Annotated in this window: 12 protein-coding genes; 6 read left to right on the forward strand and 6 right to left on the reverse strand. The window is 45.0% G+C overall.

Going from position 1 to position 15,326, the window contains the following annotated elements; all coding sequences use genetic code 11:
- Window positions 1–263 precede the first annotated feature (263 nt).
- Window positions 264–1,211, forward strand: coding sequence for a DMT family transporter (locus tag JMV76_RS11090; RefSeq protein ID WP_201502725.1), 948 nt, complete (start codon window positions 264–266; stop codon window positions 1,209–1,211).
- A 163-nt stretch (window positions 1,212–1,374) separates the two neighbouring features.
- On the opposite strand, the gene JMV76_RS11095 is transcribed toward JMV76_RS11090, so the two are convergent.
- From JMV76_RS11095 to JMV76_RS11110, 4 genes are all read right to left on the reverse strand, one after another.
- The gene (locus JMV76_RS11095; RefSeq protein ID WP_201502726.1) at window positions 1,375–2,118 is read right to left on the reverse strand and encodes an amino acid ABC transporter ATP-binding protein; all 744 of its coding nucleotides are present in this window, start codon (window positions 2,116–2,118) and stop codon (window positions 1,375–1,377) included.
- 91 nt (window positions 2,119–2,209) lie between these two features.
- A complete protein-coding gene (locus JMV76_RS11100) occupies window positions 2,210–2,947 on the reverse strand; it encodes an amino acid ABC transporter permease (protein ID WP_045444414.1) in 738 nt (245 codons plus the stop codon).
- Window positions 2,947–3,783 (reverse strand): amino acid ABC transporter substrate-binding protein, encoded by an 837-nt coding sequence (locus tag JMV76_RS11105; RefSeq protein ID WP_201502727.1) that lies wholly within the window; start codon window positions 3,781–3,783, stop codon window positions 2,947–2,949. Before JMV76_RS11105 ends, JMV76_RS11100 begins: the two co-directional genes overlap by 1 nt.
- A 314-nt stretch (window positions 3,784–4,097) precedes the next feature.
- Window positions 4,098–4,895 (reverse strand): UTRA domain-containing protein, encoded by a 798-nt coding sequence (locus JMV76_RS11110; protein WP_201502728.1) that lies wholly within the window; start codon window positions 4,893–4,895, stop codon window positions 4,098–4,100.
- A 305-nt stretch (window positions 4,896–5,200) separates the two neighbouring features.
- Between JMV76_RS11110 and hutU the strand changes: the two genes are divergently transcribed.
- From hutU to hutI, 5 genes are all read left to right on the forward strand, one after another.
- Window positions 5,201–6,919 (forward strand): urocanate hydratase, encoded by a 1,719-nt coding sequence (gene hutU, locus JMV76_RS11115; protein ID WP_201502729.1) that lies wholly within the window; start codon window positions 5,201–5,203, stop codon window positions 6,917–6,919.
- Window positions 6,920–6,989: 70 nt separating this feature from the next.
- A complete protein-coding gene (locus JMV76_RS11120) occupies window positions 6,990–8,351 on the forward strand; it encodes a YjiH family protein (protein ID WP_201502730.1) in 1,362 nt (453 codons plus the stop codon).
- A 119-nt stretch (window positions 8,352–8,470) separates the two neighbouring features.
- Window positions 8,471–10,033 carry a histidine ammonia-lyase gene (gene hutH, locus JMV76_RS11125; protein WP_201502731.1) on the forward strand — a complete coding sequence of 521 codons (1,563 nt, stop codon included), beginning with the start codon at window positions 8,471–8,473 and terminating at the stop codon, window positions 10,031–10,033.
- Between the two features lie 27 nt (window positions 10,034–10,060).
- Window positions 10,061–11,113, forward strand: coding sequence for a formimidoylglutamase (gene hutG, locus JMV76_RS11130; RefSeq protein WP_227690318.1), 1,053 nt, complete (start codon window positions 10,061–10,063; stop codon window positions 11,111–11,113).
- 59 nt (window positions 11,114–11,172) lie between these two features.
- Entirely contained in the window at window positions 11,173–12,513 is a 1,341-nt protein-coding gene (gene hutI, locus JMV76_RS11135) for an imidazolonepropionase (RefSeq protein WP_201502732.1), read from the forward strand.
- A gap of 172 nt (window positions 12,514–12,685) precedes the next feature.
- Here hutI and JMV76_RS11140 read toward each other — a convergent pair whose 3' ends face one another.
- On the reverse strand, window positions 12,686–13,270 hold the full coding sequence (locus JMV76_RS11140; RefSeq protein ID WP_201502733.1) for a PepSY domain-containing protein: 585 nt from the start codon (window positions 13,268–13,270) through the stop codon (window positions 12,686–12,688).
- A gap of 195 nt (window positions 13,271–13,465) precedes the next feature.
- The gene (gene gdhA, locus JMV76_RS11145; protein WP_201502734.1) at window positions 13,466–14,812 is read right to left on the reverse strand and encodes an NADP-specific glutamate dehydrogenase; all 1,347 of its coding nucleotides are present in this window, start codon (window positions 14,810–14,812) and stop codon (window positions 13,466–13,468) included.
- Window positions 14,813–15,326 lie beyond the last annotated feature (514 nt).

The following is a 15,326-nucleotide window of genomic DNA, read 5'->3' on the forward strand; positions in this document are numbered from 1 at the left end:
TATGACACCAAAGAGTGATCAGCTAAAGACATAAGCCATAAACAAGCGTACCTCTAACTCAAATAAATTGAATTTTATGTCTAACTGACTTGTGTTCGAACTTAATTAACGCTTTAATGATAGACTGAAAAAATAAACAAAAGACAGCCCTTACTTGGGTTGTCTTTTTCTTATTCCAGTATTGTATGATGCCATTAGCCAAAAGATTTGAATAGTTTGAGTTTGGGCATAGGTTTTGATATCACATAAAAATAGAGAGCGATATGGCAAATACCGATGGCGTAATGTCAGCACGGCAGTCATGGATAGGCACTATTCAAATTATCACAGCCGCTGTCTGCTGGGGTACCTTGGGGATATTCTCGACCTACCTCAATCAAATCGGCTTTAGTGGCTGGCAAATTACGATCTTACGTATCGTGACCGCGGCTTTTCTTATTCTTGTCATGCTACCAAAACTATGGCCGCACCTTATCAAGCTTCGTCGAAAGCAGTGGCTTGGACTGGCATTGCAGTCTTTGATTGGCGTACTTGGTATGTCGGTATGCTACTTTTTTGCTGTGATCTATGTCGGTGCTGGGCCTGCGGTTGCCTTGCTTTATACTGCGCCTGTTTTTAGCTTATTGTTTTCGGCATTCTTGCTTGATGAATCTATCACTCGCCAGTCGGCATTACTGGCGCTCATGGCGGTATTTGGTGTTGGATTGACGATGCTGGGTGATGAGGCGCAAATCAATTGGGGCATCCTATTAGGACTGCTAGCAGGCGTCTGTTATTCCTTATACGGGGTACTGGGCAAGCGCGCGATGCACGATGCTCACCCTGCCCCTTTGGTGTTTTTTACCTCTATTATCATTAGTGCTGGTGTACTGCTATTATTACCTGAAACCTATCAAACCTATGGGCGGTTATTGAGCTTACCTTTACATACTTGGGGCTATGCCTTGGGGTTGTCTTTGATTGGAACCGTCGTGCCCTTTGCCCTTTATATGAAAGCATTAGAGAAATTACCTGCCACTCGTGCATCAGTATTTACGATTTTTGAGCCATTGACTGCCATTGCCCTTGCCATACTATTACTGCATCAATCCTTATCTTGGATTCAATATGTGGGCGTGGTATTAATCTTACTGGCAGCTTTATTTAATGCCATATTAAACGGCACTGCCACTCGCGTACCACGCTGGCTAAAAAGACGACAAAGAATTTAGTGGTGACTTTTGATTGTTTTAAATAGTTTTATATCTGTATTATCAAACGAAAAAAATCCCCAACTATAATTAATAGCTGGAGATTTTTTATTGGAACGTTACTTTAGAGCAAAGCATTGACATCATAGACAGTTGCTAAATAACTTGGACTGTCTTGATGATATTACTGTTCAATACGCTGCAAAAAGGCCTGCGTACGTGGATGAGTAGACACTTCGAACATCTGCTTAGCGCTACCTTCTTCGACCACATGACCATCCTCAATTAACACCACATGATCTGCCACATCACGAGCAAATTTAATCTCATGAGTCACAACGACCATCGTCCAGCCTTCAGATGCCAGTTGCTTCATCGTGCCCAGTACATCTTGTACCAATTCAGGATCGAGCGCAGACGTTGGCTCATCAAATAATAATAATGACGGCTCGATAGCGAGTGCACGAGCAATGCCGATACGCTGCTGCTGACCACCAGATAGCTGAAACGGATACAGATCTGCCTTATCCGATAAGCCTACTTTATCAAGTAATGCCAGTGCCTGCTCGCGGGCTTGCGCCTTAGTTTGCCCTTGCACTACCGTCGGCCCAAGCATTAAATTCTCAATCGCAGTCTTGTGTGGAAACAAGTTATAAGATTGAAATACCATGCCTGATAGACGCTGTAGCGCCAGCAATGTTTTTTTCTTAGGCTTGGTAGCGAAATCAACCGTTAAGCTACCATCATCAAAAGCAATGATGCCTTGATCAGGAATTTCCAGCGCATTCAAGCAGCGTAAAAAAGTGGTTTTACCAGACCCTGACGGTCCTAATATCACCACTACCTTGCCTTTTTCGATGGTCAAGTCGATGCCTTTAAGCACTTGATTGCCACCAAAAGCTTTGTGAATATTAGTGACTTGAATCATAAAGCTTCCTGTTGTACTGATATCTGTTTGCTAATAACACACGCTTATCGACGCGGTATTACCATACTATACTGCTACCATTATCAAGGGTTTATTTCGCCACGTAGCGATCAAGTCTGGTTTCAAGCTTACCTTGAATAAAGGTTAAGAACAGACAAATACCCCAATAAATAATCGCCGCTTCGGTGTAGACCAACATAAATTCATAGTTACGTGCGGTGATGATTTGCGCCTGCTTAAATAGCTCAGTCACCAATACCAATGACGCCAAAGACGTGTCTTTTACTAGGCTAATAAAGGTATTGGATAACGGGGGTACTGACACCCGAAGTGCTTGCGGCAAAATGACATGACGAAAGGTTTGTAGATACGTCAAGCCTACCGTCGAGCCTGCTTCCCACTGTCCTTTTGGAATGGACAAAATAGAGGCACGCACCGTCTCCGATGCATACGCGCCAATATTGAGCGAAAAGGCAATAATAGCTGAGGGAAAAGGATCAAGCTTTACCCCGATACTTGGCAAGCCGTAGAAAATAATAAATAGCTGAACCAGCATTGGTGTCCCGCGAATGGCGGACACATAAATACGCGCAAGTCTATATATGATTTCATGGAACCAGCCAGCACGCGGTACGATACGAATCAGCGCTACTGTCAGCGCAATAGCCATACCAATCGCAAATGAGATCAACGCCAGCGGTATCGAATAATAAATACCGCCTTTAAGCATTGGCCAAAATGAATTGATGACAATTTGCGCCCGCGCAGGATCCATAAATGGTAGTAGTGCCAGTAACTCAGCTAGCATTGACGTGATAGACGCTAGCATTATTTTTGTTGACTTATATCAGCACCAAAGAACTCTTCGCTAAGCTTGGTCAGCGTCCCATCGGCTGCTAATGCGGCCATTGCTTCATTCAATTTTGCCACCACAGCGTCATCCCCTTTGATGAGTACTAAACCTGAACCAGTCTGCTCACTCGCAGGCGCTGTCAGTTTGATCTCAAGTGCTGCATCTGGGAATTTTTTGAGATAATCCAATATTGCCAGATTGTCATTCATCGTGAAGTCAGCACGGTCTTGCTTAACCAATTGAATCGCTTGCGCCATACCATCGACAGGAACGATTTCTGCGCCGTAGCGTTCTGCAAGCTCACCATAGTTGCTGCTCAGTGATTGCGCAGTACGCAGACCTTTTAAACCTTCCCACGAGCTATAACGATTGTCATCAGTCGGTGCTAGTACAACCGCGCCCGACCAGCTATAAGGCATGGCTTTGTCATACTTAGCCAAACGCTCAGGCGTGGTCAAGCTTACTTGATTGGCCACCATATCGAAGCGTTTTGAGTCAAGACCTGCCAGCATAGCATCCCACTGGGTCTCTTTAAATTCGACGTCTACGCCTAGTTTATCCGCAACCGCACGTGTCACTTCGACATCATAGCCAGTTAGCTTGCCACTCTCATCATGATAAGTGAATGGCGGATAAGTACCCTCTGTACCGACGTTGATGGTGCCACCATTATTGATACGTTGCAGCAAATCAGAGCCACCCGTCGCGGCACTGTCTGTCGCATTGGTTTCTGCTTCATTGGTAGTAGACTGACCACAAGCGGCAAGTAGCATAGTACTGGCGGCAAGTGCTAAAAGAGTACGACGTTTCATAAGACGTCCTTATAAGAGTGAATGAATAATGCAAAAAGGTATCGTGCCAATAAAACCATAGCAACAAATAAGGATAAGACCAGCACAGGCAAATACTATAATAAAGTATTTGCGCCGCATTATTTAGCTTTGGCTGCTCGATTTGAGGATGCTCAGCATATTTTTCAATACTGTTTCTATATTATCTTTGAATTTTTGGACATTTTTTAGGCAGATATTAACGTTATTATTGCCAATTAAATAGCCATTTATTCATATACTAGCGCACTTCAGAAAGAATAAACGTACAAAAACAGTGAGCATGCGTAAGACTATTATAATTCACCGGAGAATTGATAACGATCGCCTGCATGCCACATCTTCACAAAGGTCAATACTCGACCTGCTGAATACGTCTGACGACGCAATACCAATGTCGGCGACTGCGGTGCGATTTGCAATAGCGCAGCTATCTCATCTGGTGCCGCCAGTGCACGAATGGTATAGCGACCGCGCTCCAGTGGACTTTTGGCAATGAGATAATCACTGGTATTGACCACACTAAAATCCTGCTCAATAAATTCTGGCACCTTTTGAGCAGCCACCCAGCGCTCTTCGAACTGTATGGGCTGACCATCCGCAAAGTGAATGATTTTTACCTCGTATAAAACAGCAACGTCGCTAATACTATCTGCGCCAGTACTGTCATCCATTACGGTTGTATCAGCGTTTGTGTTAGCGCTTGTATTAGAAAACTCAGCTACTTCATTAATATCAAATTTACGCCGTAATTCATCATCCAACATCGCAGCCGTAAGTATGCGTTTACTTACCACTTGCGCCTGATAATCACGGTTGGCAGATTTTAAATCCTGCGCGATATTACGCACTTCTACAAAAGTGTGATTGAACTGCTGCTGGGCGACAAACGTCCCCGACCCTTGCCGGCGCTCCAATACTCGCTCTTCGCTCAGCTCTTTTAGCGCACGATTGACCGTCATACGCGATACGCCAAATTCTTTTGCCAACGCCATTTCTGTAGAAATTGCATTGCCCGCTTGCCATTTACCAGAGTGTATATTGTCTAATATGGCGTTTTTAATGCGCTGATATGCCGGAATCGTCTTTGTCATGTCCGTGTTTAACCGTTAGTTTCACCAATAATAATAGCGCCATAATATCACGAGATAACGTCATGAACCTTGGCAAAACACTGTGACATTTATCTATCTACCAAAACCCTCACAAAAATAATTGAGTCATTTATAAAAAATTGCTTGCATGAAAAAAGTATCTTTGATAATTTGTATATACAACTTTACAGCAGTGCTAAAAAATCTGCGTCATCTAATCGATGTTCCGCTGAATTTATAGACTGACGGTAAAACACTTACTTTGATTACTTTATCGTCTTAACAGATATCACAAGGATATGATAATGACTACTGACCATGGAACCAATAAAGAGACTAAGCTGACTCGCCGTGATGAGAGCCGCGAAATCGCCGCGCCCACTGGCAGTACTCTACATTGCAAAAGCTGGCTGACCGAAGCGCCTTATCGCATGCTGCAAAACAATTTGCATCCTGATGTGGCCGAAAACCCTAAAAGCTTAGTCGTCTACGGTGGTATCGGACGCGCAGCCCGCAATTGGGAAAGCTACGATCAAATCTTAGCGTCATTAAAAGAATTGGAAGACGATGAAACTTTATTGGTGCAATCTGGCAAACCAGTTGGCGTGTTTCAAACGCACGAAAATGCACCGCGTGTATTGATTGCAAACTCTAACCTTGTGCCGCGCTGGGCGACGTGGGAGCATTTTAACGAGCTCGATCGCAAAGACTTGATGATGTATGGTCAAATGACGGCTGGTAGCTGGATTTATATTGGCACCCAAGGCATCGTGCAAGGGACATATGAGACCTTTGTGGAAGCAGGTCGTCAGCATTATGATGGTAGCTGGGCAGGTCGTTGGATTTTAACCGCTGGGCTTGGCGGTATGGGCGGCGCACAGCCACTAGCCGCGACCTTTGCAGGTGCGACTTCATTAAACATCGAATGTCAACAGTCTAGTATCGATTTCCGCTTGCGTACTGGTTATGTCGACAAGCAAGCAGATAACCTTGACCATGCTTATGAACTGATTAAACAACATACCGATGCGGGTGAAGCGGTCTCTATAGCCCTACTTGGTAATGCAGCAGATATCTTGCCAGAGATGGTCAAGCGCGCCAATGCTGGCGGTATGAAGCCTGATCTAGTGACCGATCAAACCTCAGCGCATGACTTGATCAATGGTTACTTGCCAAGTGGCTGGACAGTGGAAGCATGGAAAGCTGCACAAGAAGATTCAGAGCAACATGCAGCATTAACCAAAGCCGCCGCTCAGTCTTGTGCCGTACACGTACAGGCGATGCTAGACTTGCAGGCAATGGACATTCCAACGACCGATTATGGTAATAATATCCGTCAGGTGGCTTTTGATGAAGGCGTTAAAGATGCCTTTAATTTCCCAGGTTTTGTCCCCGCTTATATTCGTCCGCTGTTCTGCCAAGGCAAAGGCCCCTTCCGCTGGGTGGCGCTGTCAGGCGATCCAGAAGATATCTACAAAACCGATCAAAAAATTAAAGAGCTGTTCCCTGAAAACACCCATATCCATCGCTGGCTCGATATGGCAAAAGAGCGCATTCAGTTTCGGGGTTTGCCTGCCCGTATCTGCTGGTTAGGATTGGGTGAGCGTGACAAAGCAGGGCTCGCATTCAATGAAATGGTCAAAAACGGCGAGTTAAAAGGCCCTATCGTCATCGGCCGCGACCACTTGGACACAGGCTCAGTGGCTAGTCCAAATCGCGAAACGGAAAGCATGAAAGACGGCTCAGATGCGGTATCTGACTGGGCATTATTGAATGGTATGCTCAACGTCGCAGGCGGCGCAACTTGGGTATCGCTGCATCATGGCGGCGGCGTTGGCATGGGTTACTCGCAGCACTCAGGTATGGTCATTGTCGCAGATGGCACTGATGCCGCTGCCAAACGCTTGGCGCGGGTACTGGTCAATGATTGCGGCTCAGGCGTTATGCGTCACGCCGATGCAGGCTATGAGCTGGCGATCAAAACAGCCAAAGATTATGGTCTAAATCTGCCGATGATTAAGTAGCATCACCTTTATCCTTATAAGTGATTACTTGACATAAGGATATCATCGACATTTTATCAAGGAGGATAATATGATTGAGCAAAATACGACATTAAATCTCAAGGATGCAGTAGCGACACCAACTGAAGCGCTACTGTCCAAACCTGTAGCGTTACTGCAGTTGATAGTCTTTAGTGCTATCGGTTTGGTCATGTTTTTTGTGCCATTTACCATTGGTGAGAAAAGCACGATTTTGTTCGATCATGGGGCAACTTATCTGGTCACTCAGCAGCATACATTGTCTGTGACGTTGTTGTTTTTACTGATGATCTTTGGGGTAAGCAAGCCATTTATAGACGGCTCATGGCGTAAAAACATCACCCACATGATTATGACTGCTTTTAAAATCATTGGTCTGATACTGGCAGTGATGTATGTTGCTGACGTAGCGCCTGCCTTTATGATGGAAAAGGACATGCTGCCGTTTTTGTTTGAAAAACTGGCATTACCAGTCGGTATGATTGTACCGCTTGGCGCATTAATTTTAGCATTTTTGGTGGGTTTTGGTTTGCTCGAGATGGTCGGTGTGCTCATGCAGCCGATCATGAAACCTATCTGGAAAACCCCAGGTTCATCAGCGATTGATGCGGTCGCATCCTTTGTTGGTAGCTACTCTATCGGGCTGCTCATTACTAATCGTGTCTACTTGCAAAAGCAATATTCAGCGCGCGAAGCCATTATCATTGCGACTGGCTTTTCGACCGTATCAGCGGCATTTATGGTCATTGTTGCCAAAACGCTTGGTCTAATGGAGTTTTGGAACCTGTTCTTTTGGTCTACGCTAGTGATTACCTTTATCGTCACTGCGATTACTGCTCGTATTCCACCCATTAGCCTTGTTGATGATAGCGTTGAACGTCCCACTTTAGACCATAAACGTGGTACACGTCTGGCGGCAGCATTTGATTTGGGTTTGTCCACTTCACGCCGTGCCACTGACCTAAAAACAATCTTATGGTCTAACTTTCGCGATGGGCTGACGATGGCAGCGGCGATTGTGCCTTCTATCATCGCGGTTGGCTTGACAGGATTGATATTAGCAAAGTATACGCCTGTATTCGATGCTTTAGGCTTGCTTCTTTATCCATTTACATGGCTTAGCGGCTTACCAGAGCCTCTGGTTGCCGCCAAAGGTATGTCAGCGGGATTGGCTGAAATGTTCTTGCCAGCACTGCTCCTCAGTGAGGCTGATATATTGACTCGCTATGTTGCAGGGGTCATCTCTATTAGCAGCGTGTTGTTTTTCTCTGCCATGATTCCTTGTGTGCTTGCCACTGAAATACCATTATCTGTCGGCAAAATGGTCATTATCTGGTTTGAGCGTGTGGTACTCAGTATTTTATTGGCTGCCGCATTCGGACATCTAGCCATGTACTTCAACTGGATTGGCTAAAGAAACAAATTTAATAACAGGTATTACGTTAACTAAAAACATTTAAAAAACGTCATTTCAACAAAGACATGAATCAAAAATAATATAACCCATATGTCTTACAATACTAGGATCACCCTATGAACGATATCAAACAATTAATGCTACACCCTCGCCAGCTTAGCTTTAAGATGCTACGTGATATCTATGAGCAGCCTGTCATATTGACATTAACTGAGAGTGCTTATGAGGCCATCGATGCCTCACATGAAGATGTGCGTACCATCATTGCACGAGACAAAAGCGCATATGGTATCAACACTGGTTTTGGCCTGTTAGCAAAGACCCGTATCAGTGATGATCAGCTTGAGCTACTTCAGCGCAACTTGATCGTTTCTCACTCAGTAGGCACTGGTGAAGCACTTCCTGCCAGCGTGGTACGACTGATTATGGTGATGAAAGTGGCCAGCCTAGCACAAGGTGTATCAGGCGTACGCCGCGAGGTAGTGGACAGCTTACTTGCCTTAATCAATAATCAAATCACGCCAAACATTCCGGCTAAAGGCTCTGTTGGTGCCTCTGGTGATTTAGCGCCTTTATCACACATGACGCTTGCAATGATGGGTGAAGGTGACGTGTTTGTCGCTGGCGAAAAAGTGCCTGCAGCAGAAGCGCTAGCCCAGCATGGACTTGAACCAATTATCCTAGCAGCCAAAGAAGGTCTCGCACTTATCAACGGCACGCAAGTCTCAACCGCATTGGCATTACGGGGTTATTTCTTAGCGCGTGACTTGCTGGAGACAGCGACTATCGTTGGCTCCCTGTCAATTGATGCGGCCAAAGGATCGGACTCACCATTTGATGCGCGTATTCACGAAGTACGTGGGCATCATGGTCAAATTGAAATCGCCAAAGCTCACCGTCAACTCATTAAAGGCAGTGCCATTCGCGCCTCGCATGACGGCGAGCAGGATGACCGAGTACAAGATCCTTACTGCCTGCGTTGTCAGCCGCAAGTCATGGGTGCCTGCCTTGACATCATTAACCAAGCAGGAAAAACCTTATTAATAGAATCTAATGCGGTGACCGACAACCCACTTATCTTTAATAACGAAGATGGTCCTGTAGCCATATCAGGAGGTAACTTCCATGCTGAGCCAGTCGCTTTTGCCGCTGATATTCTGGCCTTGGCAATCGCCGAGATTGGTTCTATGTCTGAGCGCCGTGTCGCTTTGCTAATCGATGCGACGCTGTCAGGTGGTCTACCGCCGTTCTTGGTCGACAATGCTGGGGTAAACTCAGGCTTTATGATCGCCCATGTGACCGCAGCCGCACTGGCATCGGAGAACAAATCTATCGCTCATCCGGGTAGCGTTGACAGTATCCCAACCTCAGCCAACCAAGAAGATCATGTGTCAATGGCGACCTATTGCGCACGCCGCCTATACGAGATGGTACAGAATACTGCCACCATTATCGGTATTGAGCTATTGGCTGCCGGTCAAGGGATTGATTTTCATCGCGGATTAGAGACTTCAGAGCCTTTAACAGTGGCACACCAGAAACTGCGTGAGAAGGTGACTTTCTATGACAAAGATCGCTACCTAGCGCCTGATATTGAAGCGGCCAAGCAGTTGGTATTAGACGGTACGCTTGCTGAGCACTGGCAGTCATTACGTAGCGACTGGTATGAGCCTAAATAAGCGTTAGATAATTGAAAGGAATTAGCAATGGCCATGACGATAATTAGCACAACCGTGAGTCATACAGCGGCTGACATGACACTATGGACAGGCCGTGCAGAGCCATTTGAGACGGCGCGTGCCCGCTACTGGTATCAGCTCGCAAAGCCTTACGAGGATCAAAATATTGGGCTAATTGGCTTTGCTTGCGATCAAGGGGTTAGGCGCAATCAAGGCCGCGTGGGTGCACGAGCTGCCCCGCCTCTGATTCGCCGAGCGTTTGCGACACTGCCGGTCATCGCTGAGTTGCAAAAACGTTTTGATGGTCAGTTATCAACATTGCTAGGTGATGCAGGCGATATCTATTGTCATGACGATGATGACTTTGCTGCGCACACTCTTGAACAAGCTCAGCTCAAATATGCGGATAAAGTGAGCGCTATCGTCAAACAAGGCAGCTTACCCATCGGGCTTGGCGGCGGTCATGCCATCGCTTATGGTAGCTTTTTGGGATTGTGGCAGGCATTAGAAAATGAAAGCGAAGCAAATGCCACGCCTACCATCGGCATCATTAATTTTGACGCCCATCTTGATATTCGTCAATCTGATGTGGCGACTTCTGGTACACCGTTTCGCCAAATTGCCGAGCATCTTGACGCACATGTTCAGCCCTTTCATTATTGCTGTATTGGCGTCAGTCGGTTCTCTAACACGGCGGCGCTGTTTGATCGCGCCGAGCAATTGGGCGTGCATATCATCAGTGATGAAGACTGCCATTATCAGCCTCGGCAGATACTTGCCGATCAGGTTATAAGCTTCATCAATCAAGTTGATGTGGTTTATCTGACCATTGATATGGACTGCTTGCCTGCCAGTGTTGTGCCTGGTGTGAGTGCCCCAGCTGCTTATGGCATTGAGCTTGGTTTTGTTGAACGCATGGTAAAAACCATTATGGCTACTGGTAAAGTAAAAATGGCCGACATTGCCGAGATTAATCCCACCTTTGATATTGATGCGCGTAGCTGCAAAGTTGCGGCAAGACTATTAGCGACTATTATAGAGCAGCATTTACTGACTCTACAAATAAAGACTTATGAATAAAACTTTAAAGATGAATTTTATATATTCACCTGACTATCAGTATTAAGCAGGAGCTTATTATGAACAACTCTAGCGCACAGATACTCGACAAATCTATCAATACTACAGATGATAAAGACATCCTAACATCGTTTGACCACATCATTATCAATGCCAATCTTGCGACTTTCTCAGTGCAGTATGGTTCTGGCATGTATACAGATGAACATACAAATAGCATCCCATATGGTCAATTAAACAATGCTGCTATCGGTATTAAAAATGGCAGCATTGCTTGGATTGGTGAGCACAATCAAATCACTGCTCATCTGACTCACTATCAAGACCACCAAATCACAGACGTAGATGGTAAATGGATAACTCCTGGACTTATCGACTGTCACACTCATATCGTCTATGGTGGCAATCGCAGTAACGAGTTTGAGGCACGTTTGCAAGGCGCTAGTTATCAAGACATTGCGGCACAAGGTGGCGGCATTGTCTCAACTGTCACTGCCACCCGCGCTGCCAATATTGAGTCGCTATTTGCACAAAGTGAGAAACGCTTAATAGCACTTATGAAAGAAGGCGTCACCAGTATCGAAATCAAATCGGGCTACGGCTTAGATTTAGACACGGAACGCAAAATGCTCACGGTTGCTCGCCAGCTTGGTGACAAGCACAATATCCATGTGAGCACCACTTATCTAGCAGCGCATGCCCTACCACCTGAATACAAATCTCACATGCAGGACCGCTCGGATGATTATATCGAGCAAGTGTGTACATGGCTACCAATTCTACATGCAGAAGGCTTAGTCGATGCAGTCGATGGCTTTTGTGAAAATATTGCCTTTAGCACTGAGCAAATCAGACGCGTTTTTGAAGTCGCGCGCTCATTAAACCTACCAGTCAAACTGCACTCTGAGCAGTTGTCTGATATAGGTGGCACCGCCTTGGTTGCTGAATATAAAGGGCTATCAAGCGACCATTTAGAGCATTTATCAGAAGACGACATCAAAAAAATGGCGGCCAGTGATACCGTTGCAGTTCTATTGCCCGGTGCATTTTATTCCCTGCGGGATACCAAATCGCCACCCATTGAGGCATTACGCAGGCACCAAGTACCTATCGCTATTTCAACTGACTGCAATCCTGGCACCTCACCGCTTACCTCATTATTGCTTGCGATGAACATGGGCTGTACGCTATTTTGCTTAACGACTGAAGAAGTTTTGGCAGGCTCAACCGTTTATGCAGCACAAGCGCTGGGGCTATCTAATAAAGGTAAAATAGAAGTTGGCTGTGATGCAGATTTGGTCTTATGGGATATCGCCCGCCCTGCGGATTTGGCTTATCAGATGGGACTAAACCCTATTAACGGTATTATGGTTCAAGGCAAGTGGCGTGAGACAGTATAGCGAATTTATCTAACTACTCACATTAAAAAAGCCCCAGTCATTGAATGATTGGGGCTTTTTTAATAATAAATGCACAGCTTTGCTATCTCATTTTCAAAAAACTGAGTAACAAGAAAAACGACTATTAGCGATATCTATCATATCTGTCTGTCTGTCTGTCTAACTTACTTAGCTATTTCTTAAACTTATTGTTAAATACACTGCCAGTATTGGCATCAACATTTAGCCAAACGATACTATTACCTTTGAGGATATCAGCTTCATAATAGGACGCATGATCACTATAATCTCGGTCGTTTTTAAACTCAATCTCGATAACACGGCCGCCCGATTGTTTTTCAGCAATTTTCATTGCCTGTTTAACATCAATCTTCGCTTGTTTAAGTGCCTTATAATCTACCAGATCATCACTGTCTAATCGTTCCACATCCGTACTAATCACTCTACCATTCATGGCGTCAATTTTGATTTCATAGTTTCGGCTACTGGTTACAAATTCCATCTCATACACACCGCCTTGCGCTTTATCATCATCGTGATCAAAGCTGGCACTCATCAATAGACCAGATGACTTTTTCGCCGCAATATTTATTGCTTGTTGTAAGCTTATTCTACTGGCTTTGGCGGCTTGGACCTCACTTGCTAGCGGTTGCTGCGTAGATGCATAGATTGTCGTAGTTAACATAGCCGCACCCACTACTACTGCAGCACGAGTACTCAAAGTCGTTAGCGAAAATGGCTTGAAAGTCTTGCTCATAACGGTCTCCACAAAATTAATCTTATTGAGTGTTCTAAAATTATTATCTTTTAAAAAACACATATTATCAATAGGTCAATCGTATCACTTCATAAAAACCACTTTGACTGTCCACGGTAGGGTTCATCCATAAAAAACGCGCCTATCGTTAAAACAGACGCGTTATTCGTTAGTAGGTGGCTATGATAAAAGTGCTTAGTTTAAAATACCGTAAGCGACCAATGCATCAGCAACTCGTTTAAAGCCAACGATATTTGCACCAGCCATATAGTTGATATAGCCATTATCCGTTTGACCATACTGTTCTGAGGCATCAGCTGCACAGTCATGGATATTTCTCATGATATTTTTGAGGCGCAAGTCGATTTGCTCAAAGCTCTTATACTGACGGACTGAGTTTTGTGACATCTCAAGCGCAGACACTGCTACACCGCCCGCGTTTGCGGCTTTACCTGGGGCATAATGCACCCGGTGCAAACGAATATAGTCGATGGCTTCAGCAGTCAATGGCATGTTGGCACCTTCGACAACGTATGTAATGCCATTTTCAACCATGAGCTTGGCATCTTCTTCATTGACTTCGTTTTGCGTCGCTGATGGAATCGCGATGTCGCCTTTGAATTGCCACGGCTTTTGCTGCGCAAACCACTCTCCACCATAAACATCGACGTACTCAGCCAACGGTTTGCTTTTTGCTTTTTGTGCCTTGAGCCAATCAATTTTTTCTTGATTCAGACCCGCTTCATCATACAAAGTCCCTTGTGAGTCTGACACAGTGACGACGATGCCGCCCAGCATATGGGCTTTTTCAGCAGCATGTAATGAGACGTTACCAGCACCTGAAACCAATACTCTCTTACCTTTGATATCGTCATTTTGCGCCGTAAGCATGTTTTCTAAGAAATACACCGCGCCATAACCTGTCGCCTCAGTACGCATCAAACTGCCACCGAAGCCAACGCCTTTACCGGTCAAAACACCGCCATATTCGTGCGTTAAATTCTTATACATAGCAAACATATAGCTGACTTCACGCCCACCCACGCCAATGTCACCAGCGGGCACATCGATGTCTTTATTCACATAGTGATGTAGCTCACGCATAAAGGCATAGCAAAAACGGCGGATTTCACTGTCTGTTTTGCCTTTGGGATCAAAATCAGAACCACCTTTACCACCGCCCATTGGCAATCCAGTCAAAGCGTTTTTGAATATTTGCTCAAAGCCTAAAAACTTCAAGACAGATTGGTTGACAGTCGGATGAAATCTCACGCCACCTTTATAAGGACCTAAGGCATTGCTGAACTGGACACGCCAGCCGCGGTTAACCTGAACTTCACCTTGGTCATTTTCCCAGTTAATACGAAAAGCAATAACGCGGTCAGGCTCAACGAGGCGCTCAAATATTTTAAAAGTATCATATTCTGGGTGGGCGTCGTATAACGGCGCAATCGTAATTGCAACTTCTTTTACCGCTTGAACGAATTCAGGTTGATGGGCGTAACGCGCTTCGACTTTTTCGATGGCCTGACTGATACTCATATCTTTTCCTTAGGGTAAAAATGGTGATCGTGCTTACTTACACCGATGTCACGTCGTATGACAACAAACGAGAGGATTGTAGACACTGGTGTAAAACTGAAATTGCCCCGACACGCTGGCTTGTGTAGAGACAAATGGGATTAAAAAAGCTGACTGAATTTATGCCTAGATGCCACATTCAGAGACAAGAACATTTTTTATCCCATAATATATATCATTTTTGAGGCGTATAAGTCTAGTAAATATCACCATCATGAAAAGTTATAAGCGATTTTTATTGACACAGTCTAGAGTACGCCTTTACATAGCACCTTGAGACGCCGACTGATGAGCTTACAGATCTCATTGATTGTGCTAAAAATAGTCCTGTATTACTAAAAAACCTTCCTTTTCCTAATCGGTAAATAAATCAAATATTAATGGAAATTTGTGTATTGATAACCGTTAAGTAAAGACGAAAGGTCAATAACCAGCACCAAACGGTATAAAAAACCCGAAAACTTGGCTTTTTGCT

The sequence above is a fragment of the Psychrobacter cibarius genome (assembly GCF_904845955.1).
Taxonomy (GTDB): Bacteria; Pseudomonadota; Gammaproteobacteria; order Pseudomonadales; family Moraxellaceae; genus Psychrobacter; species Psychrobacter cibarius_B.